Annotated in this window: 30 protein-coding genes; 14 read left to right on the top strand and 16 right to left on the bottom strand. The window is 56.6% G+C overall.

Features of this window, described 5'->3' with window-relative positions; genetic code table 11:
* Positions 1 to 151: 151 nt before the first annotated feature.
* Positions 152 to 241 carry a YnhF family membrane protein gene (locus ACQUTP_RS03175; RefSeq protein ID WP_004152976.1) on the top strand — a complete coding sequence of 30 codons (90 nt, stop codon included), beginning with the start codon at positions 152 to 154 and terminating at the stop codon, positions 239 to 241.
* 167 nt (positions 242 to 408) lie between these two features.
* Positions 409 to 1578, top strand: coding sequence for an MFS transporter (locus ACQUTP_RS03170; RefSeq protein WP_004202887.1), 1170 nt, complete (start codon positions 409 to 411; stop codon positions 1576 to 1578).
* A 59-nt stretch (positions 1579 to 1637) separates the two neighbouring features.
* On the opposite strand, the gene sodB is transcribed toward ACQUTP_RS03170, so the two are convergent.
* Positions 1638 to 2219, bottom strand: coding sequence for a superoxide dismutase [Fe] (gene sodB / locus ACQUTP_RS03165; RefSeq protein ID WP_004202885.1), 582 nt, complete (start codon positions 2217 to 2219; stop codon positions 1638 to 1640).
* Positions 2220 to 2700: 481 nt separating this feature from the next.
* Here sodB and ACQUTP_RS03160 point away from each other — a divergent pair, with 481 nt between their 5' ends.
* Entirely contained in the window at positions 2701 to 3186 is a 486-nt protein-coding gene (locus tag ACQUTP_RS03160) for a helix-turn-helix domain-containing protein (protein ID WP_023318438.1), read from the top strand.
* Here the strand turns inward: ACQUTP_RS03160 and ACQUTP_RS03155 are convergent.
* A complete protein-coding gene (locus ACQUTP_RS03155) occupies positions 3141 to 4013 on the bottom strand; it encodes a C40 family peptidase (RefSeq protein ID WP_004189707.1) in 873 nt (290 codons plus the stop codon). The genes ACQUTP_RS03160 and ACQUTP_RS03155 overlap by 46 nt on opposite strands.
* Positions 4014 to 4353: 340 nt before the next feature.
* Here ACQUTP_RS03155 and ACQUTP_RS03150 point away from each other — a divergent pair, with 340 nt between their 5' ends.
* Positions 4354 to 4701, top strand: a complete 348-nt coding sequence (locus ACQUTP_RS03150; protein ID WP_002907768.1) for a Grx4 family monothiol glutaredoxin — start codon at positions 4354 to 4356, stop codon at positions 4699 to 4701.
* Positions 4702 to 4748: 47 nt separating this feature from the next.
* On the opposite strand, the gene rnt is transcribed toward ACQUTP_RS03150, so the two are convergent.
* From rnt to ACQUTP_RS03130, 4 genes are all read right to left on the bottom strand, one after another.
* The gene (gene rnt / locus ACQUTP_RS03145) at positions 4749 to 5396 is read right to left on the bottom strand and encodes a ribonuclease T (RefSeq protein ID WP_004202881.1); all 648 of its coding nucleotides are present in this window, start codon (positions 5394 to 5396) and stop codon (positions 4749 to 4751) included.
* A gap of 137 nt (positions 5397 to 5533) precedes the next feature.
* Positions 5534 to 5941, bottom strand: a complete 408-nt coding sequence (gene gloA, locus ACQUTP_RS03140) for a lactoylglutathione lyase (protein ID WP_004202879.1) — start codon at positions 5939 to 5941, stop codon at positions 5534 to 5536.
* A gap of 78 nt (positions 5942 to 6019) precedes the next feature.
* Positions 6020 to 7117 carry an alkene reductase gene (locus tag ACQUTP_RS03135; RefSeq protein WP_004202878.1) on the bottom strand — a complete coding sequence of 366 codons (1098 nt, stop codon included), beginning with the start codon at positions 7115 to 7117 and terminating at the stop codon, positions 6020 to 6022.
* Positions 7118 to 7170: 53 nt separating this feature from the next.
* Positions 7171 to 7770 carry a TetR/AcrR family transcriptional regulator gene (locus ACQUTP_RS03130; RefSeq protein ID WP_004202876.1) on the bottom strand — a complete coding sequence of 200 codons (600 nt, stop codon included), beginning with the start codon at positions 7768 to 7770 and terminating at the stop codon, positions 7171 to 7173.
* A 139-nt stretch (positions 7771 to 7909) separates the two neighbouring features.
* On the opposite strand from ACQUTP_RS03130, the gene ACQUTP_RS03125 reads away from it, so the two are divergent.
* The 3 genes from ACQUTP_RS03125 to sodC all read left to right on the top strand — a co-directional run bounded on the left by ACQUTP_RS03125 (position 7910) and on the right by sodC (position 9688).
* Entirely contained in the window at positions 7910 to 8152 is a 243-nt protein-coding gene (locus ACQUTP_RS03125) for a DUF1289 domain-containing protein (protein ID WP_017901094.1), read from the top strand.
* Positions 8153 to 8200: 48 nt separating this feature from the next.
* Positions 8201 to 9097 carry an aldo/keto reductase gene (locus ACQUTP_RS03120; RefSeq protein WP_017901093.1) on the top strand — a complete coding sequence of 299 codons (897 nt, stop codon included), beginning with the start codon at positions 8201 to 8203 and terminating at the stop codon, positions 9095 to 9097.
* Positions 9098 to 9166: 69 nt separating this feature from the next.
* Entirely contained in the window at positions 9167 to 9688 is a 522-nt protein-coding gene (gene sodC / locus ACQUTP_RS03115) for a superoxide dismutase [Cu-Zn] SodC (RefSeq protein ID WP_017901092.1), read from the top strand.
* Here sodC and ACQUTP_RS03110 read toward each other — a convergent pair.
* From ACQUTP_RS03110 to ACQUTP_RS03100, 3 genes are read right to left on the bottom strand one after another with little or no spacing between them, the layout of a single operon-like run.
* Positions 9681 to 11705 (bottom strand): FUSC family protein, encoded by a 2025-nt coding sequence (locus ACQUTP_RS03110; RefSeq protein WP_004202870.1) that lies wholly within the window; start codon positions 11703 to 11705, stop codon positions 9681 to 9683. The two genes, sodC and ACQUTP_RS03110, sit on opposite strands and share 8 nt — an antisense overlap.
* Positions 11705 to 12601 carry an efflux RND transporter periplasmic adaptor subunit gene (locus ACQUTP_RS03105; RefSeq protein ID WP_017901091.1) on the bottom strand — a complete coding sequence of 299 codons (897 nt, stop codon included), beginning with the start codon at positions 12599 to 12601 and terminating at the stop codon, positions 11705 to 11707. Before ACQUTP_RS03105 ends, ACQUTP_RS03110 begins: the two co-directional genes overlap by 1 nt.
* A 10-nt stretch (positions 12602 to 12611) precedes the next feature.
* The gene (locus tag ACQUTP_RS03100) at positions 12612 to 12848 is read right to left on the bottom strand and encodes a DUF1656 domain-containing protein (protein WP_004202868.1); all 237 of its coding nucleotides are present in this window, start codon (positions 12846 to 12848) and stop codon (positions 12612 to 12614) included.
* A 172-nt stretch (positions 12849 to 13020) separates the two neighbouring features.
* On the opposite strand from ACQUTP_RS03100, the gene slyA reads away from it, so the two are divergent.
* A complete protein-coding gene (gene slyA, locus ACQUTP_RS03095) occupies positions 13021 to 13461 on the top strand; it encodes a transcriptional regulator SlyA (RefSeq protein WP_017901090.1) in 441 nt (146 codons plus the stop codon).
* Positions 13462 to 13495: 34 nt separating this feature from the next.
* Here slyA and ACQUTP_RS03090 read toward each other — a convergent pair whose 3' ends face one another.
* Positions 13496 to 14857, bottom strand: coding sequence for a sensor domain-containing diguanylate cyclase (locus ACQUTP_RS03090; protein WP_023318433.1), 1362 nt, complete (start codon positions 14855 to 14857; stop codon positions 13496 to 13498).
* A gap of 224 nt (positions 14858 to 15081) precedes the next feature.
* Positions 15082 to 15549, bottom strand: coding sequence for an outer membrane lipoprotein SlyB (gene slyB / locus ACQUTP_RS03085; RefSeq protein WP_002907749.1), 468 nt, complete (start codon positions 15547 to 15549; stop codon positions 15082 to 15084).
* A 268-nt stretch (positions 15550 to 15817) separates the two neighbouring features.
* Here slyB and anmK point away from each other — a divergent pair, with 268 nt between their 5' ends.
* The 6 genes from anmK to pdxY all read left to right on the top strand — a co-directional run bounded on the left by anmK (position 15818) and on the right by pdxY (position 20393).
* A complete protein-coding gene (anmK, locus tag ACQUTP_RS03080) occupies positions 15818 to 16942 on the top strand; it encodes an anhydro-N-acetylmuramic acid kinase (protein ID WP_126065661.1) in 1125 nt (374 codons plus the stop codon).
* A gap of 92 nt (positions 16943 to 17034) precedes the next feature.
* A complete protein-coding gene (mliC, locus tag ACQUTP_RS03075) occupies positions 17035 to 17358 on the top strand; it encodes a C-type lysozyme inhibitor (protein WP_069602978.1) in 324 nt (107 codons plus the stop codon).
* 57 nt (positions 17359 to 17415) lie between these two features.
* Positions 17416 to 18072 carry a pyridoxamine 5'-phosphate oxidase gene (pdxH, locus tag ACQUTP_RS03070; RefSeq protein WP_004202860.1) on the top strand — a complete coding sequence of 219 codons (657 nt, stop codon included), beginning with the start codon at positions 17416 to 17418 and terminating at the stop codon, positions 18070 to 18072.
* Positions 18073 to 18210 (top strand): hypothetical protein, encoded by a 138-nt coding sequence (locus tag ACQUTP_RS03065; RefSeq protein ID WP_017901085.1) that lies wholly within the window; start codon positions 18073 to 18075, stop codon positions 18208 to 18210.
* Positions 18197 to 19471, top strand: a complete 1275-nt coding sequence (tyrS, locus tag ACQUTP_RS03060; RefSeq protein WP_004175868.1) for a tyrosine--tRNA ligase — start codon at positions 18197 to 18199, stop codon at positions 19469 to 19471. The genes ACQUTP_RS03065 and tyrS overlap by 14 nt, the downstream gene beginning before the upstream one ends.
* A 61-nt stretch (positions 19472 to 19532) precedes the next feature.
* On the top strand, positions 19533 to 20393 hold the full coding sequence (gene pdxY / locus ACQUTP_RS03055; protein ID WP_100050969.1) for a pyridoxal kinase PdxY: 861 nt from the start codon (positions 19533 to 19535) through the stop codon (positions 20391 to 20393).
* A gap of 42 nt (positions 20394 to 20435) precedes the next feature.
* On the opposite strand, the gene gstA is transcribed toward pdxY, so the two are convergent.
* The 5 genes from gstA to rsxG form a co-directional block, all read right to left on the bottom strand.
* Entirely contained in the window at positions 20436 to 21041 is a 606-nt protein-coding gene (gstA, locus tag ACQUTP_RS03050; protein WP_004202856.1) for a glutathione transferase GstA, read from the bottom strand.
* A 110-nt stretch (positions 21042 to 21151) separates the two neighbouring features.
* On the bottom strand, positions 21152 to 22657 hold the full coding sequence (gene dtpA, locus ACQUTP_RS03045; protein ID WP_004202855.1) for a dipeptide/tripeptide permease DtpA: 1506 nt from the start codon (positions 22655 to 22657) through the stop codon (positions 21152 to 21154).
* A 602-nt stretch (positions 22658 to 23259) separates the two neighbouring features.
* Positions 23260 to 23895 (bottom strand): endonuclease III, encoded by a 636-nt coding sequence (nth, locus tag ACQUTP_RS03040; RefSeq protein WP_023289926.1) that lies wholly within the window; start codon positions 23893 to 23895, stop codon positions 23260 to 23262.
* Between the two features lies 1 nt (position 23896).
* Positions 23897 to 24595, bottom strand: a complete 699-nt coding sequence (locus tag ACQUTP_RS03035) for an electron transport complex subunit E (RefSeq protein WP_017900824.1) — start codon at positions 24593 to 24595, stop codon at positions 23897 to 23899.
* Positions 24596 to 24597: 2 nt separating this feature from the next.
* A complete protein-coding gene (rsxG, locus tag ACQUTP_RS03030; RefSeq protein WP_004202852.1) occupies positions 24598 to 25218 on the bottom strand; it encodes an electron transport complex subunit RsxG in 621 nt (206 codons plus the stop codon).
* Between the last annotated feature and the right edge of the window lie 8 nt (positions 25219 to 25226).

Genomic DNA, 25226 nt, shown 5'->3' with positions numbered 1-25226 from the left:
CTTTTAAATTAGCGTGGGATTTTGTCCGATCTTGGGGCAAAGTGGAAGAGCAAAAATGTGCATCGCCCTAAATCCCGGAAGATTTTTGCGATTTTTTGTGCAAAAATGAGCAAGCTCACTTTTGGTGTGGGGATAACAAGAGGGAAAAATGATGGATACCAATTTAAAGTTTTCGCTGATCACCACGATTATTGCTCTCGGCGTGATCGTCGCATTCAGCCTGACCGCCATTCTGCACTAATGCTCCAATGAGGGAGGAGCGCGGCTTCCTCCCCGTATCCCGCCATTATTATCAATTCTGCAAAAATCTTTTGTCATTTCGTTCACTTTTGTTTTTTTGTGATTGATGTCATGCTTTTGGCTTCTGATGTTATGCCGTCCCTCCCGACGGTCTGATGGAGTCATTGAATGAAAATCAACTTTCCTTTACTCGCGCTGGCGATCGGCGCCTTTGGCATCGGTACCACCGAGTTCTCCCCAATGGGATTGCTGCCGGTGATTGCCAAAGGCGTGGACGTTTCAATACCGGTGGCGGGAATGCTGATCAGTGCATATGCCATCGGCGTCATGGTCGGCGCGCCGCTGATGACTCTGCTGCTGTCGCATCGCGCCCGACGCAATGCGCTGATTTTTCTGATGGGGATCTTCACCGTCGGCAACCTGCTGTCATCCATTGCGCCGGATTACACTACGCTGCTGCTGTCGCGCATTATTACCAGCCTCAACCACGGCGCCTTTTTTGGCCTGGGGTCGGTGGTGGCGGCCAGCGTGGTGCCCAGGCACAAGCAGGCCAGCGCGGTGGCCACCATGTTTATGGGCCTCACCATCGCTAATATCGGCGGCGTGCCTGCCGCGACCTGGCTTGGGGAAACCATCGGCTGGCGGATGTCCTTCCTCGCCACCGCGGGGTTAGGCCTGCTGGCAATGGTGAGCCTGTGGTTCTCCCTGCCGAAGGGCAGCGCGGGCGAGCGGCCGGATGTCAAACAAGAGCTTTCGGTCCTGTTACGGCCGCAGGTGCTCTCAGCCTTGCTGACCACCGTGCTGGGCGCCGGGGCGATGTTTACGCTGTATACCTACATTTCGCCGGTCCTAAATACGCTGACCCATGCTTCATCGCTGTTTATTACCGCGATGCTGGTGCTGATTGGGGTTGGTTTTTCGCTGGGCAACTATCTGGGTGGCAAATTCGCCGACCGGTCGGTCTCCGGCACGCTGAAAGGCTTTCTGCTGCTGCTGATGGCGATCATGCTGGCGATCCCGCTGCTGGCGCAATCCCAGGCGGGTGCGGCCATCAGTATGATCGTCTGGGGCGCAGCCACCTTTGCGGTGGTGCCGCCGCTGCAGATGCGAGTGATGCGCGTGGCGCATGAGGCGCCGGGGCTCTCATCTTCGGTGAATATTGGGGCGTTCAACCTTGGCAACGCGCTGGGCGCCGCCGCAGGCGGGGCGGTGATCTCCGGCGGACTGGGATACGCTTTTGTGCCGGTGATGGGCGCGATCATTGCCGGTCTGGCGCTGCTGCTGGTCTGGTTTAGCGGCCGAGCGCAGCCGGAAGAGGCCTTTGCCAGTCAGTCATAAACGGGTGGGAAAGCGCTAAAAAAAACCGCAGCCGGGGGGACCCAGCTGCGGTTTGTCGTTTATGCGGCCAGGTTAGCGGCAACAAACTTCCAGTTAACCAGCGCCCAGAAGTGATCCAGATAGCTTGGACGGGCGTTGCGGTAGTCGATGTAGTAAGCGTGTTCCCAGACGTCAACGGTCAGCAGCGGCTTGGCGTCGGTGGTCAGCGGGGTACCGGCGTTGCTGGTGGAGACAATAGCCAGGCTGCCGTCGGCATTTTTGACCAGCCAGGTCCAGCCAGCGCCAAAGTTTTTCGCCGCGGCGTCGGTAAATTTGGCCTTAAACTCAGCGAAGCTGCCGAAGGATTTGGCAATAGCGGCAGCCAGCTCGCCTTCCGGTTCGCCGCCGGCGTTCGGTGCCAGGCAGTTCCAGTAGAAGGTGTGGTTCCAGACCTGCGCCGCGTTATTGAAAACACCGCCTTCAGAGGTGCGCACGATCTCTTCGAGCGACTTCCCTTCGAATGCGGTGCCTTTGATCAGGTTGTTAAGGTTAGTGACATACGCCTGGTGGTGTTTACCGTAGTGGTATTCCAGGGTTTCTGCGGAAATGTGCGGCGCCAGGGCGTCTTTTGCATATGGTAATGCAGGTAATTCAAACGACATTGCTACTCTCCTTATAACTTTTTTGTTTTATCTCACATTGACAAGATGAGGTTTTCACCTGAATCGAGTGCTGACCGCCCGACGCTTTCGCGTCCCGGGCCTGTTATTGTATTGAGAATGTTAACATTTGCCGCAGGCAGTGAAAAGCCTTACAACGATAAAGGCTATTATCACAGGCGCAACTGCCGAAGGCTTAACCGTTTTCTGCGGAGCAGAGCGTTAAGACGCCCGTAGATGTTGCAAAAATGTATAAGTTAAAGGGGGCAGGGTCACCAGTCTCTCGCCGCGATGGTTCATTCCTCAGCTCGTCATTCGAAGATCCTTGCAGCGCAAGCGCCTGAGTGGAAATAAGCATTGTAAATCAATTAATTAATGATGCTATGCTTTCAGGTAATCGCCACTATGCCAATAATTCATTGTCTATTTTCATATTTGTATGACAAATATAGCCGCCGGCAGCAATTTCCACAGGATGGCTACGATGGCAAAAACAGATGAAGTGGTAAGCCCGAAAATGATCCCGGTAGTGCAGGGGATCGTTGACTGGATTGAAGCACATATTTTTGACACCCTGCCGGTGAGCGCGATAGCGAAAAAGTCCGGCTACTCGCACTGGTATTTCCAGCGGCAATTCGCCATGGTGACCGGCTGTACGCTGGCGAGCTACGTCAGCCGACGGAAGATGACCATCGCGACAATCTACTTAACGCAGACCGAGGCCTCGATGCAGAGTATTTCTCAACGTCTGGGGTACGACGGGCAGGCGGCATTCTGCCGCACCTTTCACCGTCACTTTGGCATGTCGCCCACCCGCTATCGTCGGGAAGCGCCGGTCACAGAGGCGAATATGCAGTTTCCCCTGACGGTAGGGGCGGAGAACGGGCAGGTGAAGAGGGCTGCCGCCGTAGCGGCAGACCGGGATCAGCGAATGGTTTTCGGGGTCATGACGCGCCGGGCACCGACGTAATGGCGAACCCAGTAATCTTCGCTCAGGGAGGTGATTTGTATATCGCGACCTGTGCGCGGTGACTGAATGAATTTCCCGTTGCCGACGTAAACGCCTACGTGGTCGGCAGTGCCGCGTCCGCGGGTGCGGAAGAAGACGAGGTCGCCGCTCTGCAGTTCGTCACGATCGACCGGACGCGCATCGCGCAGGTGGTACATTTCGTTGGCGGTACGCGGGATATGAATCTTGACCAGGTCTTTGTAGGCGTAATAGACCAGCCCGCTGCAGTCGAACCCGGTGCGCGGGGAGGTGCCGCCCCAGCGATATGGTTTACCCAGCTGGCCCATCAGTTTGTTCATGGCGGTACTCTGCGCTTTTTGCACCCGGACTTTATGCGCATCGGCGATCGTCAGATTCGCTTCGCTGGCCTCGGGTTTACAGCGCTTTTTATAGCCCTTACGCACCACGCATTTGCTTTTGACGCTGTTCAACGCCAGGGTAGGCTCGGCGCTGGCGGCCACCGTTTTCGCGCACTGCTTTTTATACCCTTTACGCAGCACGCATTTTTTCGTGGCGCCGACGGCCTGACGATGAAGCGCGGTTTGGCTTGCTGCGGTAGTACGGGTAGGGAGCCGGGTGCTCGAGGACTTTTTACTGGTGGTTTTAGCGGTGGTTTTACTTTTTTGACTGGTTGCTTTTTTCTTGCGCTCTGAGCCGCTTTTCGCGGGCAACGCCTTTGGCGAGGCGGAGGCGTGCGTATGCCCTGAAGCCTGAGCCAGAGGTGTGAATGAGATAGATGTGAACAGTAATGCACAGAGCGATATCGCGATTTTGTTTAGCCGCGCCACTGAGCAATCCCCTGATTAATTACAGACATGTACAAATGCCTGACGATGAATGACAAACCGGAACGATTCTAAAGCATAAAAACCCGGAAAGTTAATATTCTTTTGTATCAAAAATGTCGATTGGTTAACGATTGCAAGAAAACGCGTCAGACATTGACCGCCTCGCACAGAAAATGCGCAACGCGCGCCTGCCCGCGGCGTCAAAATGATATTTTTAAGGCAACTTCGCGCAACAGAAGATAAAATATGAATAGTGAAAAAAATGTTATTATCGGTCCTGCCCTCGGGACGCTACAATGACAAGTTACTGCCGTAGAAAGAAGTTTAAGGAAGCACGACAATGAGCTCGACTTTAGAAAAGATCCAACGCCAAATCGCTGAAAACCCGATCCTGCTGTACATGAAAGGTTCGCCGAAGCTGCCAAGCTGCGGTTTCTCCGCTCAGGCCGTTCAGGCGCTGTCCGCCTGTGGCGAACGTTTCGCTTACGTTGATATTCTGCAGAACCCGGATATCCGCGCTGAGCTGCCAAAATATGCCAACTGGCCGACCTTCCCGCAGCTGTGGGTGGACGGTGAACTGGTGGGCGGCTGCGATATCGTCATCGAAATGTACCAGCGCGGTGAACTGCAGCAGCTGATCAAAGAGACCGCGGCGAAATATCACACTGACGAGCCGAAAGCGGAATAATTCCCGCTGTCAGTAAAAAAGCGACTTCCTGGAAGTCGCTTTTTTTATCACTCCGGCGTCGCTACCGGCAGCGGCCAGCCGCCCAGACGCTTCCAGCGGTTCACTATCTCGCAAAACAGCTGCGCCGTCTGCTCGGTATCGTAGAGGGCGGAATGGGCCTGCGCGCCGTCGAACGGCATCCCCGCGGCAATACAGGCTTTCGACAGCACCGTCTGGCCCAGCGCCAGCCCGCTCAGCGCGGCGGTGTCGAAGGTGACAAACGGATGGAACGGGTTGCGTTTTAGCCCCGCCCGTTCGGCGGCGGTCATGGTGAAGCTGTGGTCAAATGTGGCGTTGTGCGCCACCATGATAGCCCGACTGCAGTCGCTCTCTTTCATCCCTTTGCGTACCATTTTGAAGATGGCATGCAGGGCATCGTATTCGCTAACGGCGCCGCGCTCTGGATCGTGCGGGTTAATCCCGTTAAAGGCCAGCGCTTCGGGCTGGAGATTGGCGCCCTCGAAAGGTTCAACATGGAAATGCAGCGTTTCATCGGGCATCAGCCAGCCTTGCTCATCCATCTTCAACGTAATGGCGGCGATCTCCAGCAGGGCGTCGGTTTTGGCATTAAATCCTGCGGTTTCAACATCAATCACCACTGGATAAAAACCGCGGAAACGGTCGCACAGACCATTCAGTTGAGCGTTCTCGGACATCAGATTCTCTTAGCTGGTAAAAAGTAGCGCGCATTATGGCAAATTTTGCCACGGCTTGCAGCAGGCAGGGGTGAAAACAACGGGCGCCGCAGCGCCCGGGCGAGCGATGAAAATAAAGACGCTATGGTCGGGAGGGGTTAGTTGCCCAGCCCTTTGCCGGCGTCTTTCTCTTCAATCAGCTCAATTTTGTAACCGTCAGGATCTTCCACGAAGGCGATAACGGTGGTGCCGCCTTTTACCGGCCCGGCTTCACGGGTGACGTTGCCCCCGTTCTGGCGGATCCGCTCGCAGGCTTCGGCGGCGTTGTCGACGCTCAGCGCGATGTGACCGTAGGCGGTGCCCAGCTCATAGCTGTCCACGCCCCAGTTGTAGGTCAGTTCGATCACCGCGGTATCGCTCTCTTCGCCGTAGCCGACGAAGGCGAGGGAGTATTTGTACTCCGGGTTTTCGCTGGTGCGCAGCAGCTTCATGCCCAACACGTTGGTATAGAAGTCGATAGAACGTTGCAGGTCGCCAACGCGCAGCATGGTGTGGAGTAAGCGCATAATGTCCCCTATGCAGTTTATTTGCTAGATCAGAGCGTTGAGTATAGCGGCGATACGTCGCCGCTATCAATGGAGGGATTACAGCGTAGGATAATCGGTGTAGCCTTCCGCGCCGCCGCCATAGAAGGATTCCGGGCGCTGCGGGTTAAGCGCCGCTTTTTTCTGCAGGCGGGCCACCAGATCCGGGTTGGCGATGTAATCGCGGCCAAAGGCCACGGCATCAATCAGCCCTTTGTTGATCAGGTCGTTGGCTTTTTCAACGGTGTAGGCGCCAGCGCCAATGATCACGCCAGGGAAGCGGTCGCGAACTTTCTGACGGAAAGCTTCGCTATACGGCTTGCCGCCCGCCCAGTCCGGCTCGGACATGTGCAGATAGGCGATACCGCGTTTCGCCAGCTCGCTAATCAGATACAGCGCGTCTTCTTCTTCATTCGGGCCATTATCCACATTCTGGAAGCTGCCAATCGGCGACACGCGAATGCCAATCCGGTCAGCGCTCCACTCTTTGCTCACGGCGTCGACCACTTCCAGCACCAGACGGGCGCGGTTTTCCACGCTGCCGCCATACTGGTCGGTACGCTGGTTCGCCGATGGCGAGAGGAACTGGTGCAGCAGATAGCCGTGGGCCGAGTGCAGTTCAACCAGATCGAAACCGGCGTCACGGGCATTGCCCACCGCCTGACGGAAATCATCGACGATCCCCGGGATCTCTTCGGTTTCCAGAGCGCGAGGCATCGAGGTGTCGACGCGGATGGCGTGGCCGTTTTCGTCGCGCAGCGAGGTGCGGGTGCCGGCGCTCAGCGCAGACGGCGCTACCGGTGCAGCGCCGCCGGGCTGCAGGCTGCTATGGGAAATTCGTCCGGTGTGCCACAGCTGCACGGCGATATGGCCGTTTTCCGCGTGAACGCCGGCGGTGATTTTCTGCCAGGCGGCAATTTGCTCCGGGCTGTGCAGCCCTGGCGCGCCGGCATAGCCTTTGGCCTGGGCGGAAATCTGCGTCGCTTCGGTGATGATCAGCCCGGCGCTGGCGCGCTGACGGTAGTATTCGCCCATCAGCGGGGTAGGGATATCGCCCGGCTCGATGCTGCGCAGACGCGTCAGTGGAGCCATAAATACGCGATTAGGGACGGTGACAGCACCGACTTTCAACGGGGTGAATAATTTTGATTCCGACATAATGACTCCTGAGTAGACCGGTCGTCTAGGAACTGATGAAATAAAAACGCCTGTTATACAGCAGGCGCCGCAATAATCTGTTTCGCGTGGGCAAGGGCGCTCTCCAGCGGCGTTGCGCTACGCGTTATTTTGGCCTGCAGGTTGGCGCCGAGCCACAGGGAATAGAGTACCTGCGACAGCGTCCTGGCCTCGCCGTCAAAGGTCAGACTGCCTTCCTGACGCCCTTTCTCCAGCGCGTCGCCCAGCAGGGCGATGATCTGGCTGGCGCCGTGGTCCATGGCGGTGCGCATGTCTTCCGACAGATCGCAAACCTCTGCCGACAGCTTGACGGTGAGACACCCGCTAATAATCCCCTGCTGGTAAAACTGATTCAGCGTGTGCTGATAGTAGGCCAGCAGCCGATCGCGATAGTTGCCCTCGCCATGGGCGAAGTGATCGACAAGGCGCTGCAGATATCCGGCGTAATGGTTTTCAAGCAAGGCGACGCCGAAGGCTTCTTTAGAGCGAAAGTAATGATAGAAAGAGCCCTTGGGCACTTCCGCCGTCTTCAGGAGTTCGCTCAAGCCCATGCCGGTAAAGCCGCGATGCATGCATAGCTGCTCGCCGGTGGCCAGGATATGTTCTCGGGTATCGCAATCGCTGTGTCTGTTCATGGCGCACACTGTAGTAGACCGATTGGTCTAATGCAAGACTTAGCGCAAAAATGTTAGCTGGCGCAGCACGGAGTGAACAAAATTTGCGTCGGCGCAGGGAAACGTCTTCAATGAAAGGAGATGAGGGGACAGGAGGCGTGTGGTGGCAGAGCAGTTAGAGTTTTTCCCGGTGCAGAGCCCGTGCCGGGGAATTTGTCAGACCGATGAGCGCGGCTACTGTCGCGGCTGTTTCCGTAGCCGTGAGGAGCGTTTTAACTGGCAAACGATGAGCGATGCGCAGAAACAGGAGGTATTGCGTCTGTGCCGTCAACGCCTGCTGCGCAAAATACGCGCGAACAGACCAGAGGCGGCGGAAGAACCGCAGCAACCCTCACTGTTTTAAGCCAAAAATTACGTATACTCAGAGCACTTTTTTATTGAGGAAGTGGTTATGGTTCAGCGTATTGCTATGGCTCCCCAGGGGCCGGAATTTTCGCGTTTTGTGATGGGCTACTGGCGTCTGATGGACTGGAAAATGTCGCCAGGCGAGCTGGTCGGCTTTATCGAACAGCATCTCGATTTAGGCATTACCACCGTCGATCACGCCGATATCTATGGCGATTACCAGTGTGAATCCGCCTTTGGTGAAGCCCTGAAGCTGGCGCCGCATCTGCGTAGCCGGATGGAGATTGTCAGCAAATGCGGCATTGCCACCCGGGCGCGCGCTGAAAACACCATCGGTCACTACATTACCGACCGGGACCACATCGTGCTCAGCGCTGAGCAATCGCTGCGCAACCTGGCAACGGACCATCTCGATCTGCTGCTGATCCACCGGCCGGATCCGCTGATGGACGCCGACGAGGTGGCTGAAGCCTTCCTCGCGTTGCACCACAGCGGCAAGGTACGTCATTTCGGCGTCTCGAACTTTACCCCTGCCCAGTTCACCCTTCTGCAGTCGCGCTTGCCGTTTACACTTGCCACCAACCAGGTGGAGATCTCGCCGGTGCATCAGCCGTTGCTGCTTGACGGTACCCTCGACCAGCTGCAGCAACTGCGTATTCGTCCGATGGCCTGGTCCTGCCTCGGCGGCGGCCGCCTGTTTAATGAAGAGGGCTTTCAGCCGCTGCGCGACGAGCTGGCCCAGGTGGCCCACGAGCTCAACGCCGACAGCATCGAGCAGGTGGTTTACGCCTGGGTGATGCGCCTGCCGTCGCAGCCGCTGCCGATTATCGGCTCGGGTAAAATTGAGCGCGTGCGCTCGGCGATTGTGGCCGAAAAACTGAGTATGACCCGCCAGCAGTGGTTCCGTATCCGCAAAGCCGCGCTCGGTTACGACGTGCCGTAACGGGCATTTCGCCTCCGGAAAGCAGTTCCTGGTTTACACTTAACAGAGAGACAGCCATCCGGAGGTGTTATGCAACGATGTATTCTCGCTATCCTTTCCCTCGCATTTTGCGCTGGCGCGCAGGCCGTCAGTGAAGATGTGCCACTTAATCTCGTGACCAGCCAGGGCGTTGGTCAATCCATCGGCAGTGTAAAAATCACCGAAACCGACCGCGGACTCGAATTTGCTCCTAATCTGCGGGCGTTACCCCCGGGCAAGCACGGCTTTCATATTCATGCTGAAGGCAGCTGCCAGCCGGCGATGAAAGAGGGCAAAGCCGTAGCCGCCGGAGCGGCGGGCGGACATTACGATCCGCAACATACCGGTAAACATGAAGGGCCGTTGGGCACCGGGCATCTTGGCGATCTACCGCTGCTGGTGGTCAACGACGCGGGTGTGGCTGACCAGCCGATTATCGCTCCGCGTCTGAAAACGCTGGCGGAAGTGAAAGGCAAAGCGCTGATGGTTCATGTCGGCGGCGATAACATGGCCGACAGTCCGCAGCCGCTGGGCGGCGGCGGCGAACGGTTTGCCTGCGGGGTGATTAAGTAATCTTTTCGCCAATCGTTCCGGCGACCGGAGCCTGTTCCAGCTGCGACAGCGCGCAATACAGTCGCCATATCGCGGCGGCCAGCTCCCGGGCCGCCGGCTGATGATGGTGGTTCAGAACTTCGCAGATCCGCAGCAGCTCCTGCAGCGTGGAGGCCAGCGGCCGCTGCTGCACGCCACGCTCGCTCATCACATCGCGCAGCAGGTTGATACACAGGTCGCGCACCTGGGCGAGAGGATCGGAGCGCGTTTCCCACTCGCGAAGCTGCCAGACCACGTGGGAGCAGTTCAGCAATACCACCCCCCAGCGCAGCAGCCAGCGGCGAGCCAGCGCATCCTGGCTCTGACTGAGCTGGCTGACATGGTGATATACCAGCGATTCAAATTCGTGCTCGCTGTGCTGGGGGTGGCGGCTGAGCTGATCGACAAAGTGACGCCGTAACGCTCTGATGTGGCGTCGACCTTTACGGGCGTCCGAGCCGGGACTGAGCACCGCAAAGGCCAGCCATGCAAAGCCCACGCCGACAATCTTACTTAAATTGTCATTAAAAAAGGCCGCATAGTCGTAAACCGGTGGGTTGGTGACGGAGATAAACGAGCCCATAAAGACGATAAGCTGCCCCCACAGGCCGGCAAATTTTGGCCACTGCAGCTTGAGTAACTGCATGGTGGTCAGCAACGGGAACAGAAACAGCAAGAACTGCCACAGGTCGGTTATCTGCACCATCAGGCCAAATTTCACCACAAAACTGAACAGCGACAGCAGCACCAGGGTCTGCATCAGCAGCGTCAACGAACGAAACGGCGAGGCGGAAACCGAATAGAGCACGCAGCAAATGGAGGCCAGGGTCAGGGCCGCCGCGCAGCTGGTCCACTGGGTACTGATCCCCCACGCGCCAATCGCCACCAGCGCGCAAAAGGTACGGATGCCGTTGAGCAATGCCTCTGCCTGGTCGGTGTGGCGGGCCAGCGCGGGCGCGGAAGGGACATTGAACTCGGCGATCGCCGAGGCATTTTCAACCCGGCGGATCCAGCGGCTGCTTTCCAGATAAATGCGGCAGAAATAGCGTAACCGCGCCCAAAAGGCGAGGTGGCGGTAATCCGCGTCCGGCGGCGGCGCCAGCGGCGCCAGAATGCGGGCGACGTGATAGCTGTCAGCACTGGAGGTGGCGAGCTCCGCGAGCAACGATTCCAGCACCTGGCGGGTATTGGCCGGGGCGTCAGGCCAGTTCAGCAGCATACGCCGCAGACTGGAAATGACGCTGGTCATGCGGAGCTGCTGGTGCAGCAGGTAGTTCAGCAGGGGATTTTGCCGACGGAAGCGGTAGTGGCTCCAGAAGGCCTGGATGCGCAGCAGGTTCATGGTCAGGATCTGGCCAATTACGCTTTCATGGGCGGTGCGGATGGCATCCGTCGTTTCCGGGACCCACAGCAGACTGGCGTGCTCCAGCAGGCGGGCGTGCATGGTTTTCAGGGCCGTCAGCAGGTTGCTGCCATCGGAGGTGCTGGGCAGGATCATCATCATCAACCCGCCGCATAAGATCCCAACGATGACTTCGCAGACGCGCGACTGGGCAATCACCCATAGCTCGTAGCTGTCGCTGATATTAATCACCGGAAAGGCGATGATGGCGCAGGTATAGCCCGCCAGCTGAAAGGCGTAGGCCACGTTATTGGTGAACAAGGCGCAGGCCCACGTGCACAGCGCCAGCCAGCCGGAGATACTGAACAGGAACAGCCAGGGATCGTTGAGCGTATGGCCCGCCAGCAGCAGGGCGGCGCAGGCGCCGAGAAGGCTGCCGGCAATGCGGCCAAAACTTTTACTGATCACCCCGCCGACGGTGGGAAAGCTGACCACCGCCGCGGAGGTCATCGCCCAGTAGGGCTCATCCAGATCCAGTGCGTAGGCGATGCTTAACGCGAGACACATGGCGATGCCGTTGCGTAGCGCGTATCGCCACTGCGGTCGGGTGGCTTTAACCCAGGGCAGCGTGCGCCATGACAGGGTCTGCAGATTCATCACTGTCCGCCGATCGAGACGGTGCAGGTAGTGCCGGAGACCAGAGTGACATCGGCCGGCAACGTATCAAAGGCAATCCGCACCGGCACGCGCTGGGCGAGGCGGACCCAGGGGATATTCGGTTTGATATTGGCCACCAGCCCGGTTCCCTGTTCCACGCTCTGGTCGACAATCGCGCGACCGATGCTGGCGACATGCCCCTGCAGCGTCTGCTGATTGCTGTAGAGAATGATTTGCGCCGGATCGCCGATGCGAATATGGCGCAGTTTGGTCTCTTCAAAGTAGCCCAGCACGTAGAACGAATGGCTGTCCACCAGGGCAAAGACCGGATGGCCGGTGGTGGCGTAATCGCCGACCCGGGTGGAGAGGTTAGTCACCCAGCCGTCTACCGGCGCTTTGACGACCGTCTGGCTGAGCTGCCACTGCGCATGTTTCAGCGCCGCCTCGCTGACACCGACTCCCGCTCTGGCGGCCGCCAGGGTAGTGGTAGCGGTATTCAGGGCGGTATTGGCGTTTTCAAGGTCTTCAGCTGAGATGGCATTTTGCGACAGGTTTCTGCGACGGCGGGCTTCGCTGGCGGCTTTGCTTTGCTCCGCCTGCGCTTTCGCCACCTCAGCTTGCGCTTTCGCCAGCTGCGCCTGGGCGTTCAGCACCGCGATGCGGTAGGGGGTGTCGTCGAGGGTAAACAATACCTCACCGGCCTTGACCTGCTGGTTATCGGCCACGTTCAGCTGCAATATACTGCCGGAAACCTGAGGGGTGATCCCGACCTGCTCGGCGCGCACTTTACCGTCGCGGGTCCAGGGGGACTGAGTGTAGAAATTCCATAACAACCACGCGGCAACCAGAGCGATGGCCGCCACCAACAGCGTTGAAAGATATTTTAATTTTTTCATAACAGGAAGATCACCAGGCAATCAGTAACACCAGGGCCAGACAGACCGAGAGCGCGAACAGGGAGAGATCCATCAGCAGTGGATGCCAGATGTCGCCCGCATACATCCAGTCACGCAGCTGGCGATGTAAAAACAGCCAGATAAAGAAGCCCAGCAGGACGGCTTTGAACAACGGAGGGAAATAGACGGATGCGCCGAACACCAGGTCCTGCAGCGGCAATCCGGATGAATTAAGACTCAGTTTCACAAGCAAAAATCCTTTGCCATAACAGGGATAACCTCAGGACGTGCTACTCTTTAACAGTGTAAATCATTGTTTTGGTTTTTGTTGAATCAAGTAATTCATTTGTTTTGATTATTCAAATGCTGCACACTATTCTAAAATCAGTATAATAACTTAGCAAGCTAATTATAAGGAGATGAAATTGGAATCGCCACTTGGTTCTGATCTGGCACGTTTAGTTCGCGTCTGGCGCGCGCTAATCGACCATCGCCTGAAACCTCTGGAGTTAACGCAGACCCACTGGGTTACGCTGCATAACATCCACCAGCTGCCGCCTGAGCAGTCGCAGATCCAGCTGGCGAAAGCCATCGGTATTGAACAACCGTCCCTGGTGCGCACGCTCGATCAGCTGGAGGAGAAAGGGCTTATTTCTCGCCAGACCTGCGCAAGCGATCGGCGAGCCAAACGCATCAAGCTGACGGAAAAAGCCGAACCGCTGATCAACGAGATGGAAGAGGTGATAGGCAAAACCCGCGATGAAATCCTCGCAGGGGTCTCGAAGCAGGAAGTGGAAACGTTGCTTCACTTAATTCGTAAACTTGAACAAAATATCCTCGATCTCCAGGCAAAAGATTAATCGTTTTGCGGCCCGGTTTATCCCGGGCCTTTTTTTACCTGCCCTGGCGTCGCCAGATTACCACCCGGTTACGTCCGCTGTTTTTTGCTTCATACATGGCTTCGTCCGCGCGCTGGACGCACTCTTCGGCTGTCACACTGCCGTCATGGGTCGTATACACGCCCATGCTGATGGTCATCCGCTCTGGCAGAGGGGTTTGCTCGGCGCTGACCGCCAGGCGGATGCGCTCGGCGATCGCCTGCGCCTCGTCCTCTGCGGTGTTGACCAGCAGCAGGGCAAACTCCTCACCGCCAATGCGGGCGGCCGCGTCATCCTTACGCGAATGGCTGTCCAGCACCGAGGCGGCAAACTGGATCACCTTGTCGCCGGCGATGTGGCCATAGTTATCGTTGATGCGTTTAAAATGGTCGAGGTCGCAGATGATCACCGACAGCGGATGCTGGGCCTTCACCTTTGCCAGCTGCTGGTTGAGGGTATCGTAGAAGAAGCTGCGGTTGTAAAGCCGGGTCAGCGGGTCGCGGATCGAATTCTGGTATGAGTTGACATACTTGTGGTTAGACTCGCGATAGAGGATAAAGACGTCTACCAGCAGCACCAGGATCAGGAACAGGGTGCACAGCGTTTCAAAAAAACGCGCCTGATACCAGGCCTGATCGAGCTCCCCAACGGCAGAGAGCAGCTGGAAAATGGTGAACAAATATGCGCTGCAAAAAAAAGCGCCGCTGTACCAGAAAATATTGCGCAGTTTGCTAAACCAAATTATTAAAATCAGCGCGATAAACCAGACTGCCATCAGCAGCCAGCCAATAATACTTCGCCACAGCGGCGTAAAAGTATGGCTCAGATCGTCAATAAACCTAATGCTCAACCATGGCGAGTGGCTGGAGTAGATCCATGACAAAAAAATTATCATTAACGTAAAAACAATACATGCCGCGAAAGTCATTACATGGGCTTTAAAGGAGTGCATGATCCGTCGGCGAAAGTAATACAAAATAATTGACGACGTGAATAAGACGGCCATCATTATATTGCGAAAGAAATAATATATCACAGCGTCATTTTGTTTCACCACCGGCGCGGGATTACAGCTGAGCCAGTCCGGATAGCTACTGAGGGTGCCCAGCATCAGTAACGCCGAACAGGCAAAACCGAAAGCGACAGGCGTCAGATACAGGCGACGCTTGCTGCTCCAGTATTTCATGCCCATAAAACAGGCAATAGTGATATGAAAAACCATCAGAAAACTGGTCAGCAGGGGAAATAGTATTGATGAGGTGCTGTTGAATCTGGTCTCAAAAGAGCTGGTTAATCCGGTAATGCCGACTCCGGCCAGCAAACAAATAAAAAAATAAATGATAAGACGTCTAACAACATGATTCACATGTTTGGTCATAGGCAATATTCCAGAATAATAAACAACAGCAACGAGATTGGGTTGGCTTAATAATATTAACGGTTATAAGAGTAGTGGGGGCTGTGGGCAAAGATATTGCGCAGGCGCAATGATTGATGAAATATTAAAATTAATATGTGTTATCGCTAATACAAAACTTTTACGGCGAGATAAATGTGGGTGATAAGTACGATGCGGCGCAACTGGCCGCATCGTGACAGGTGTTAGCGAGGAGAGACGGTGACCTGGCTGCCGCTGCCGGCAATGGCTACGCGCTGTCCAACAGAGAACGGGGTGCTGCCCTGTTTCTGTACCACCATGATGGTGTTGCCATCATCTTTACGAATTTCCAGTTCCACGCCCTGGGTTTTATTCATGGCGCCCTGTACGCCCTGACCGGCTACGCCGCCCGCGACCGCGCCAGCCGCAGTGGCCAGAGAACGTCCGGTGCCGCCGCCGATGGTATTCCCGAGGAAGCCGCCCAGAACCGCGCCGCCAATCGCCCCGATGGCATTGCTGTCGTCGCCGCTCTGGATCTGTACGGCGCGGGTATGCACGATGGTACCGTATGTCACGCTCTGCACCTGTTTGGCTTCAGATGCGGAATAAACGTCGCCGGACAGGCCGCTGCTGCTCACACAGCCCGCGAGCGTAAAACCAATCATCGATACAGCCAAAACACGTAAAATCATTTATGAATCTCCTGTTCACCGAAGGTGTTCAATTGAACGTCCATGCGGTTAATTATATGGCATTTAGTCGTCGGCGGGCATAGCTTCCCCCCGGGATATACAAAAAATAATAATTAATGGTGCTTCAACCTAAACTAAACGCCGGTTCTTTACGATGTTCTCCGAAATGTCTCTCTATTGTTAAAAAGTATTATTACAACATAGCATTAGCAGACACTTTATGATGGAGTGAGACGCATACGAGGGTCATGGAATGAAGGAAAAACGTATGAGATCGGGTCGCTTTATTGGCGTTATGTCGGGTACCAGCCTTGATGGTATTGATGTCGTTTTAGCCGCTATCAACGAAAACATGGTGGCGCAGCAGGCCAGTCTCACCTGGCCCATCCCACACGCGATAAAAGAAGAGATCCTGGCGATTTGTCAGGGCCAGTCGCTGACCCTCTCGCAGCTGGGGCGTTTGGATACCCGCCTCGGAAGGCTGTTTGCCGAGGCCGTGCTGGCGCTGATGCGTCAGGAAAGTCTCAAACCCGCGGACGTCATCGCCATCGGCTGTCATGGGCAGACTGTATGGCACGAGCCGCAGGGCGATGCCCCGCACACGCTGCAAATTGGCGATAACAACCAGATCGCCGCCCATACCGGCGTCACTGTGGTGGGGGATTTCCGTCGGCGTGATATGGCGCTTGGCGGGCAGGGGGCGCCGCTGGTGCCGGCTTTTCATCATGCGCTGCTGGCGCACCCCGTTGAGCGGCGGATGGTGCTGAATATTGGCGGGATCGCTAATGTGTCGCTTCTGGTGCCGGGCCAGCCGGTGCGCGGCTATGATACCGGGCCGGGCAATATGTTGCTGGACGCCTGGATCTGGCGTAAGCAAGGTAAACCTTACGATAAAGACGCCCAATGGGCCAGTGAAGGCAAAGTGCTCCTGCCGCTGCTGCAGGATATGCTGAGCGATCCGTGGTTTGCCTTGCCGGCGCCGAAAAGCACCGGTCGGGAATATTTCAATTACGGCTGGCTGGAGCAGCATCTGGCTCGTTACCCGGGGCTGCGCGCACAGGATGTGCAGGCAACCCTCGCGGAATTAACCGCCGTGACCATCAGTGAGCAGGTATTGTTAAGCGGCGGCTGCGAGCGTTTGTTAGTGTGCGGCGGCGGCGCGCGTAACCCATTGTTAATGGCGCGCCTGGCGGCCCTGCTGCCGGGAACCGAAGTCTCCACCACCGATGAAGCGGGGATCAGCGGCGATGATATGGAAGCGCTGGCCTTTGCCTGGCTGGCCTGGCGAACCATCGCTGGCCTGCCGGGGAATCTGCCCTCCGTGACTGGCGCCAGCGAAGCCACGGTGCTGGGCGCCATTTTCCCTGCTAACCCGCCGCAGAATCGGAGTTAACTGAAATCTTAAATACGACGCGACCGGTAAACTGGACAAGTTAAGCGGAGGGCGGAGTGCCCTCCGTGACCGGGAAAGTCGAAGGCAAACGAATGAAAAAAATTCTTATCGCAGTTGTACCTTTTATGCTGGCGGGCTGTAGCTACTACAACCAGTTTGTCGAGCGGATGCAGACGGACACGCTGGAGTATCAATGCGACCAGAAACCGTTGACGGTCCATCGCAATAACTCACGCCAGCAGGTGAGTTTTATTTATGACAACCAGCAGCTGAATCTGTCAGAGGGGCTGTCGGCTTCCGGAGCGCGCTACACCGACGGCGTCTATGTCTTCTGGTCGAAAGGCGATACCGCCACCGTCTATAAGCGCGACCGCATCGTTCTCGATAACTGCCGGCTGCAGACCGCCAAACGTTGAGATTTCTGTCCGGGGGGCGCACAATAACGCCACCTTATGACTATATCCTCAATGGCCATGTCTGATAACGACGAACTCCAGCAAATCGCGCACTTGCGCCGTGAATACACCCGTGGCGGTTTGCGTCGCCACGATCTTCCAGCTGAACCTCTGCCGCTGTTTGAGCGCTGGCTGCGTCAGGCCTGCGACGCGAAACTCGCCGACCCGACGGCCATGGTGGTTGCCACCGTTGATGAAAGCGGCCAACCTTATCAGCGTATTGTGCTGCTAAAGCATTACGACGAAAAAGGGCTGGTGTTTTATACCAACCTTGGCAGCCGCAAAGCCCATCAGATTGAAAATAACCCGCAGGTCAGTCTGCTGTTTCCGTGGCATATGCTGGAGCGCCAGGTGATGGTGATCGGCAAAGCGGAACGCCTGTCCACGCTGGAGGTGGTCAAATATTTCCACAGTCGCCCGCGCGACAGCCAGATCGGCGCCTGGGTCTCGAAGCAGTCGAGTCGGATCTCTGCTCGGGGTATCCTGGAGAGCAAATTCCTCGAGCTGAAGCAGAAATTCCAGCAGGGTGAAGTACCGCTGCCGAGTTTCTGGGGCGGATTCCGCGTCAGCATTGAGCAGATGGAGTTCTGGCAGGGGGGCGAACATCGCCTGCACGATCGCTTTTTATACCAGCGCGATAACGGCGCCTGGAAAATAGACCGCCTGGCACCGTAATTGCCGAAATTAGTTATCGAAGCGCTGGCGCTGAAAGGGCCGGCGCTTTATTCTATGTACTTTTCGCATCTGGCGAAAAGTCGTGTACCGGCAGAGGTGCAGTCGTTTATACATGGAGAATTTGATGGCAAGCAGTAACTTGATTAAACAATTGCAAGAGCGGGGGCTGGTAGCCCAGGTGACGGACGAGGAAGCGTTAGCAGAGCGACTGGCGCAAGGCCCGATCGCGCTCTATTGCGGCTTCGATCCTACCGCTGACAGCTTGCATTTGGGGCATCTTGTTCCATTGTTATGCCTGAAACGCTTCCAGCAGGCAGGTCATAAACCTGTGGCGCTGGTGGGCGGCGCTACCGGTCTGATTGGCGACCCAAGCTTTAAAGCCGCTGAGCGTAAGCTGAATACCGAGGATACCGTGCAGGAGTGGGTGGATAAAATCCGCAAACAGGTAGCCCCGTTCCTTGATTTTGACTGCGGCGACAACTCGGCGATCGCGGCGAACAACTATGACTGGTTTGGCAGCATGAACGTGCTGACCTTCCTGCGCGATATCGGTAAACACTTCTCTGTTAACCAGATGATCAATAAAGAAGCGGTGAAGCAGCGCCTGAATCGTGACGATCAGGGCATCTCCTTTACCGAGTTCTCCTACAATCTGCTGCAGGGTTACGACTTCGCCTGTCTGAACAAACTGCACGGCGTGGCGCTGCAGATTGGCGGCTCCGACCAGTGGGGCAACATTACCTCCGGTATCGATCTGACCCGTCGTCTGCACCAGAACCAGGTGTTTGGCCTCACCGTGCCGCTGATTACCAAAGCGGACGGCACCAAGTTCGGTAAAACCGAGGGCGGCGCCGTGTGGCTGGATCCGAAAAAGACCAGTCCGTATAAATTCTATCAGTTCTGGATCAACACCGCGGATGCTGACGTCTATCGCTTCCTCAAGTTCTTCACCTTCATGGACATTGCAGAGATCAATGCCCTGGAAGAAGAAGATAAAAACAGCGGTAAAGCGCCGCGCGCCCAGTACGTGCTGGCAGAGCAGGTGACGCGTCTGGTGCATGGCGAAGAGGGTCTGGAAGCGGCGAAACGCATTACCGAGAGCCTGTTCAACGGCAACCTGAGCGACCTCAGCGAAGCTGACTTCGAACAGCTGGCTCAGGACGGCGTGCCGATGATCGAGATGGAAAAAGGCGCCGATCTGCTGCAGGCGCTGGTGGATTCCGAGCTGCAGCCGTCCCGCGGCCAGGCGCGTAAAACCGTCGCCTCTAACGCGGTGACCATCAACGGTGAAAAACAGGCCGATCCGGAATATGTTTTTGCTGACAGCGATCGCCTGTTTGGCCGCTACACCTTGCTGCGCCGCGGTAAGAAGAATTACTGCCTGGTCTGCTGGAAATAAAAAAATACTACCAGGGCGTGGGAAACCACGCCCTTTTTCTTTTTAGGGTTGTGGTAAGAAAATGAAGAACATCCTCGCCATTCAGTCTCACGTAGTGTTTGGCCACGCCGGCAACAGTGCCGCCGAGTTCCCGATGCGCCGCCTGGGCGCCAATGTCTGGCCCCTCAATACTGTACAGTTCTCTAACCATACGCAGTACGGCAAATGGACCGGCTGTGTGATGCCGCCTTCGCACCTGACGGAGATCGTCCAGGGCATCGCCGACATTGACAAGCTGCAGACCTGCGATGCGGTACTGAGCGGCTATCTCGGATCTGCTGAACAGGGCGAGCATATCCTGGGCATCGTGCGTCAGGTAAAAGCGGCCAATCCGGCGACGAAGTATTTTTGTGACCCGGTGATGGGCCATCCGGAGAAGGGCTGCATCGTCGCCCCGGGCGTGGCGGAATTCCACGTGCGCTATGCGCTGCCGGCCAGCGATATCATTGCGCCTAATCTGGTGGAGCTGGAGATCCTCTGCGGTCATCCGGTCGCCAGCGTGAGCGAGGCGGTGGCCGCCGCGCGGGAGCTGATTGCCCAGGGGCCGGAGGTGGTGCTGGTTAAGCATCTTTCCCGCGCCGGCATGAGCATGGACCGCTTTGAGATGCTGCTGGTGACCGCAGAGGAAGCCTGGCATATCAGCCGGCCGCTGGTGGATTTTGGCCTGCGTCAGCCGGTGGGCGTTGGCGATGTGACCAGCGGTCTGCTGTTGGTGAAACTGCTGCAGGGCGCCAGCCTGCGCGACGCGCTTGAGCACGTCACCGCCGCGGTGTACGAGATCATGTTGACCACCAAAAACATGCAGGAGTATGAACTGCAGGTGGTGGCGGCGCAGGATCGTATTGCCGTGCCGGAGCACTGCTTCAGCGCTACCCGGCTGTAACTTTCTGACTCTGCCCGGCAGACCGCCGGGCAGAGTCTGGTCTTACTTTAAGCCTTCCGCCGCCAGTGCGTCAGCCACTGCCGGACGCGCCGCCACCTGCGCCATCCAGCTGCCGATATGACCGCAGGCGGCCATATCCAGTTTAATCGCATAGCCCCAGCGCAGCACCGTGAACAGATAACCATCGGCGATGGTGAAGCGATGGCCGGTCAGCCACTGTTTATCCGCCAGCGAGGCATCCACGTACTGCAGTTTTTTCTCGAGCAACGCGCGGGCAACGGGCTTATAGTCTTCCGGTGTGTCCGGGCGGAACAGCGGCGTAAAGCCTTTATGCAGTTCGGTAGCCACGTAGTTCAGCCATTCCAGGGTCTGGTAACGGGCAACGGAGCCCACGGGCGCCAGCAGATGGCGGTCCGGCACCTGATCGGCGATGTACTGCATAATAGCCACGCCCTCGGTGAGCAGGATGTCATCATCCAGCAGCAGCGCCGGCACCTGACCTTTCGGGTTGATCAGCAGATAATCTTCCCCGTTTTCCAGCTGTTTCCTTGCCAGATCCACGCTCTGCAAAGTGAAATCCAGGCCGCTTTCGCGCAGGGCGATGTGTGAGGCGAGGGAACAGGCGCCGGGTTTGTAGAACAGTTTCATGCGTTACTCCTCGTGGCTGCAGTTTTCTGTATGTTAGTCCCGCCAGGGGTAAAAAAAAAGCCGCTAACCTAACGTTAGCGGCTTAAAAATAATTGGTTTTCCCTGCGGCGTCAGGCTGCCGCGGTTTCGCGTGCTTTTACGTCCGCGCTGTCGTCCTGAGTCATTCGGTTCAGCTTCGGCGCGGTCAGCAGCATCAGGGCGGCGATGACTGCGGTGACGATACCGATCTGCAGGAACACGTGGCCGTACACTTCCAGCGACACCAGCGGATCGGTGACGTTTTCCGGTACCGCCATCAGGTTGGCGATTTTCCCGGCGATGATTGCCGCACCGGCGGTGGTGAGGAACCAGCTGCCCATAATGAAGCCCATCAGACGCTGAGGAACCAGCTGAGCGACCATCGCCAGGCCGAGGCCGGAAATCATCAGCTCACCGATAGACTGCAGCGCATAGCTCAGGATCAGCCAGTTAACCGAGACGATACCAGCGTCGCTGGCGAACTTCGCCCCTAAAGGCAGGACGAGAAACGCGCCGGAGCACAGCACCATACCGATAGCGAACTTGTGCGGCATCGGCAGGCGGTCGCCCATCTTGTTATAGATGGCGGCCAGAATAGGGCTACCAATCATGATCCAGAACGGGTTCAGCGCCTGATACTGTTCCGGCTCGAAGGCGATGCCGAGGATCGAGTGCTCCACGTTGCGGATAGCGAAGAAGTTCAGAGAGGTCGGCATCTGGCTGTACAGTACGAAGAAGACGATCGCTTCTACCATCAGCAGGAAGGCGACGATCATTTTCCGACGCGCGGCGCCTTTCAGGCCCATCGCTTCTTTGGCGAAAATCACCACGATACCCAGCGCGATGACGCCCAGCGCCATGCGTGCGATACCCTGGTTGTGCAGCAGCCAGGTCGCGATAGCGACCAGCACCACCACGCCAGCGATGGTCGCCAGCAGTTTACCCATATGCACCGGGGCAAAGTCCGGTTTCGAACCGTACTGTTTTACCCATTTCTGGCAGAAGGCGAAGTTGATGATGGTGATCACCATCCCCACCACGCTCAGGGCGAAGGCGACGCTCCAGCCGAAACGCGCGGCCAGCCACGGAGTTGCCAGCATCGAGAAGAACGAACCGATGTTGATGGACATGTAGTACATGGTAAATGCACCGTCCAGACGCGGGTCGTTTTTGTCATAGCAGGTAGAGAGCAGGGAAGACGGGTTGGCTTTAAACAGGCCGTTACCGACGGCGATTGTCGCCATACCCATATAGACGATAGCGGCGTCATGGCCAGACCAGGCGACCAGCGCATAGCCGATGGCCAACACGATAGCGCCCAGCATAATGACGCGTTTGGTACCCAGCACTTTATCGCCCAGCCAGCCGCCAATGGCGACCAGGCCATAAACCAGCGCGCTAAAGGAGGAGAACAGAGTAATGGAATCCGCTTCCGACATACCCAGCTGTTTTACCAGGTAAACGGCCATGATCCCTTGCAGGCCGTAGTAACCAAAACGCTCCCACAACTCGATCGAGAAAATGAGATAGAACGCGCGTGGTTGTTTGAAAGCGTTCAGACTCACGCTTTCTGCTGGTTTATTGTTTGCAGTAGACACATATACCTCTTTTTTTACATCCCATATTTACTGGGGGGTGTTCGGGGCGCAATCTCGTTGGACCGCCGCCTTTATAGTTATTCTTGGAGGGAAAACGGCAGGTAATGTTCACTATCCTGGCGTATCAGGCAAGGCTTTTGTAATAATCTGTTACACATAATCAGGATGGCATAATGCTCCGGACATATGAATGTTATCCAGAGTTAAATTTCACCGTTACGTTATCGTTGATATTTTTATCTTTTTGATTGCCCGCTTTTCGCCAAAATGGCGATATATTCTGCTGATCGCGCAGTGAGGTAGTGATATGGTCCATTATCCTAAAAATTCATGGGCTATTATCCTGGTAATCTTTGCTTAGCCGTTGTATTACCTGACTTTAATTTCCATTTTCATAACATTCGTTCAACATTGAGTTGCGAGCATGATCTGGATCACAAATATATAGAAATTTTGCATTGATAAAAAATGAATGAGCTAGTTGTTTGTTATATAACCGGATAATTGCCCACCAAAATGCGGTTTAAGCGGTGTTAACGGCGGGTTAAATAGATAAATACAGACCATAACCCAGAGTGAGGCTATGGTCATGAGAAAGGCGCTCAGGCGTAAACTTTATCTTTGAATTCGCAAAGGTCTTCAATCAGGCAGGAGCCGCAGCGCGGCTTGCGAGCGATACAGGTGTAACGGCCGTGCAGAATAAGCCAGTGATGGCAGTCGACCTTAAACTCGGCGGGAACGACTTTCAGAAGCTTCTCTTCAACCTGTTCGACGTTTTTCCCGGGAGCGAATTGCGTCCGGTTGCAAACACGGAAGATATGGGTATCCACGGCGATCGTCGGCCAGCCAAAGGCGGTATTCAGCACCACGTTGGCGGTTTTGCGGCCCACGCCGGGCAATGCCTCCAGCGCGGCTCTGTCCTCTGGTACCTCGCCGTTGTGCTGCTCCAGCAGGATACGGCAGGTTTTGATGACGTTTTCCGCTTTGCTGTTAAACAGGCCGATGGTCTTGATATAGGATTTCACGCCCTCCACCCCCAGCGCCAGCATCGCCGCGGGCGTGTTGGCCACTGGGTAGAGTTTGGCTGTCGCTTTATTGACGCTCACGTCGGTTGCCTGCGCCGAGAGCAGGACGGCAATCAGCAGCTCAAACGGCGAGCTGAAGTGCAGCTCGGTGGTGGGGTGGGGATCATTGTCCCGCAGCCTGGTCAGGATCGCCAGGCGTTTGGCTTTGTTCATGTTACGCTTTCCCTGTCGCGTCAGACGGGGCGACAGCGTCGGCCCGGGCCGCCTGCGCCTTCCGCTGCTTGCTACGTTCATCGATAAGGTATTTTACCGCCAGCATCATGCCGAGGCCAATAAAGGCGCCTGGCGGCAGCATAGCCAGCAGGAAAGGGGTGTCCGTATGGAAAACCTCGATGCGCAGCACCTTTGCCCAGCTGCCAAGCAGGCTGTCGGCGCCGTCAAACAGCGTGCCATTGCCGAGGATTTCGCGCAGGGAGCCCAGCACGAACATCGCGCAGGTGGCCCCCATACCGATAGAGAAACCGTCCAGCGCCGACAGCGCCGGCCCTTTTTTGGCGGCAAAGGCTTCGGCACGGCCCACCACGATGCAGTTGGTGACGATAAGCGGGATAAATATCCCCAGCGACTGATACAGACCGAACGCATAGGCGTTGATCAGCATCTGCACCACGCTCACTACCGAGGCGATGATCATCACGTAAATCGGGATGCGGATCTCCGCCGGGGTCCAGCGGCGCAGGCTGGAGATGGTCAGGTTGGTCAGGGTCAGCACCAGGGTGGTCGCCAGACCCAGCCCAAGGGCGTTGGTGGCGGTCGAGGTGACTGCCAGCAGGGGACACATCCCTAACAGCTGAACCAGAGCGGAGTTGTTTTTCCACAGGCCCTGGACGATGACGTCTTTAACTTCGCTCATGGTTACTCTCCACAGGCGCTGAATTCAGGAAGTTGCGCAGGCAGCGTTTGTGCATACAGGCCTGCGCGCTTAACGGCATTGACCACCGCCCGGGGGGTGATGGTGGCGCCGGTGAACTGGTCAAAATCGCCGCCGTCTTTTTTGACCGCCCAATGGCTGTCGCCCTGACCGTGGATGACTTTCCCGGCAAAATGGGTGATCCAGTCCGACAGGCGAAGCTCGATTTTATCCCCCAGACCCGGGGTCTCATGATGCTCGGTCACGCGGGTGCCGAGGACCGTGCCGCTAAAATCGGCGGCCACCAGCAGCTGGATCGCTCCGGAATAGCCGTCCGGCGCGGTGGCTTCCATGACCGCGCCAATCGGCTGATCGTTATTTTTGGCAATCCACACTTTATGCTGGCCTTTGCCCAGCGCCGGGGCGCTGACCAGATAGCAGCTCTTGAGCAGATCGTTATTATAGCGGTCGGCAGGTAAAACCTGGTCGAATAACGCTTTCTGCTGCAGGGCCGCCTGCTGGTCGATGGTGCTTTTGGTCAGCTCATTGATCGCCGCCGTTAGCCCGGTGGAGCCGGCGGCAAAAAGCGCCAACGTGACGCCGTGTTTTCGCATCGTTTTTAACATCATCGTTC

The organism is Klebsiella sp. 2-CIP_Kleb., assembly GCF_050378715.1.
Taxonomy (GTDB): Bacteria; Pseudomonadota; Gammaproteobacteria; order Enterobacterales; family Enterobacteriaceae; genus Klebsiella; species Klebsiella quasipneumoniae.
Note: the sequence above shows the minus strand (reverse complement) of the source record. Positions and strands in the feature narration are given on the sequence as shown.

What these genes read in the sequence shown, in the direction of transcription:
- ACQUTP_RS03175 (WP_004152976.1), top strand. Translation starts at nt 152, where the DNA reads ATGGATACCAATTTAAAGTTTTCGCTGATCACCACGATTATTGCTCTC.
- ACQUTP_RS03170 (WP_004202887.1), top strand. Translation starts at nt 409, where the DNA reads ATGAAAATCAACTTTCCTTTACTCGCGCTGGCGATCGGCGCCTTTGGC.
- sodB (WP_004202885.1), bottom strand. Translation starts at nt 2,219, where the DNA reads ATGTCGTTTGAATTACCTGCATTACCATATGCAAAAGACGCCCTGGCG.
- ACQUTP_RS03160 (WP_023318438.1), top strand. Translation starts at nt 2,701, where the DNA reads ATGGCAAAAACAGATGAAGTGGTAAGCCCGAAAATGATCCCGGTAGTG.
- ACQUTP_RS03150 (WP_002907768.1), top strand. Translation starts at nt 4,354, where the DNA reads ATGAGCTCGACTTTAGAAAAGATCCAACGCCAAATCGCTGAAAACCCG.
- rnt (WP_004202881.1), bottom strand. Translation starts at nt 5,396, where the DNA reads ATGTCCGAGAACGCTCAACTGAATGGTCTGTGCGACCGTTTCCGCGGT.
- gloA (WP_004202879.1), bottom strand. Translation starts at nt 5,941, where the DNA reads ATGCGCTTACTCCACACCATGCTGCGCGTTGGCGACCTGCAACGTTCT.
- ACQUTP_RS03135 (WP_004202878.1), bottom strand. Translation starts at nt 7,117, where the DNA reads ATGTCGGAATCAAAATTATTCACCCCGTTGAAAGTCGGTGCTGTCACC.
- ACQUTP_RS03130 (WP_004202876.1), bottom strand. Translation starts at nt 7,770, where the DNA reads ATGAACAGACACAGCGATTGCGATACCCGAGAACATATCCTGGCCACC.
- ACQUTP_RS03120 (WP_017901093.1), top strand. Translation starts at nt 8,201, where the DNA reads ATGGTTCAGCGTATTGCTATGGCTCCCCAGGGGCCGGAATTTTCGCGT.
- sodC (WP_017901092.1), top strand. Translation starts at nt 9,167, where the DNA reads ATGCAACGATGTATTCTCGCTATCCTTTCCCTCGCATTTTGCGCTGGC.
- ACQUTP_RS03110 (WP_004202870.1), bottom strand. Translation starts at nt 11,705, where the DNA reads ATGAATCTGCAGACCCTGTCATGGCGCACGCTGCCCTGGGTTAAAGCC.
- ACQUTP_RS03105 (WP_017901091.1), bottom strand. Translation starts at nt 12,601, where the DNA reads ATGAAAAAATTAAAATATCTTTCAACGCTGTTGGTGGCGGCCATCGCT.
- slyA (WP_017901090.1), top strand. Translation starts at nt 13,021, where the DNA reads ATGAAATTGGAATCGCCACTTGGTTCTGATCTGGCACGTTTAGTTCGC.
- ACQUTP_RS03090 (WP_023318433.1), bottom strand. Translation starts at nt 14,857, where the DNA reads ATGACCAAACATGTGAATCATGTTGTTAGACGTCTTATCATTTATTTT.
- slyB (WP_002907749.1), bottom strand. Translation starts at nt 15,549, where the DNA reads ATGATTTTACGTGTTTTGGCTGTATCGATGATTGGTTTTACGCTCGCG.
- anmK (WP_126065661.1), top strand. Translation starts at nt 15,818, where the DNA reads ATGAGATCGGGTCGCTTTATTGGCGTTATGTCGGGTACCAGCCTTGAT.
- mliC (WP_069602978.1), top strand. Translation starts at nt 17,035, where the DNA reads ATGAAAAAAATTCTTATCGCAGTTGTACCTTTTATGCTGGCGGGCTGT.
- pdxH (WP_004202860.1), top strand. Translation starts at nt 17,416, where the DNA reads ATGTCTGATAACGACGAACTCCAGCAAATCGCGCACTTGCGCCGTGAA.
- tyrS (WP_004175868.1), top strand. Translation starts at nt 18,197, where the DNA reads ATGGCAAGCAGTAACTTGATTAAACAATTGCAAGAGCGGGGGCTGGTA.
- pdxY (WP_100050969.1), top strand. Translation starts at nt 19,533, where the DNA reads ATGAAGAACATCCTCGCCATTCAGTCTCACGTAGTGTTTGGCCACGCC.
- gstA (WP_004202856.1), bottom strand. Translation starts at nt 21,041, where the DNA reads ATGAAACTGTTCTACAAACCCGGCGCCTGTTCCCTCGCCTCACACATC.
- nth (WP_023289926.1), bottom strand. Translation starts at nt 23,895, where the DNA reads ATGAACAAAGCCAAACGCCTGGCGATCCTGACCAGGCTGCGGGACAAT.
- ACQUTP_RS03035 (WP_017900824.1), bottom strand. Translation starts at nt 24,595, where the DNA reads ATGAGCGAAGTTAAAGACGTCATCGTCCAGGGCCTGTGGAAAAACAAC.
- rsxG (WP_004202852.1), bottom strand. Translation starts at nt 25,218, where the DNA reads ATGTTAAAAACGATGCGAAAACACGGCGTCACGTTGGCGCTTTTTGCC.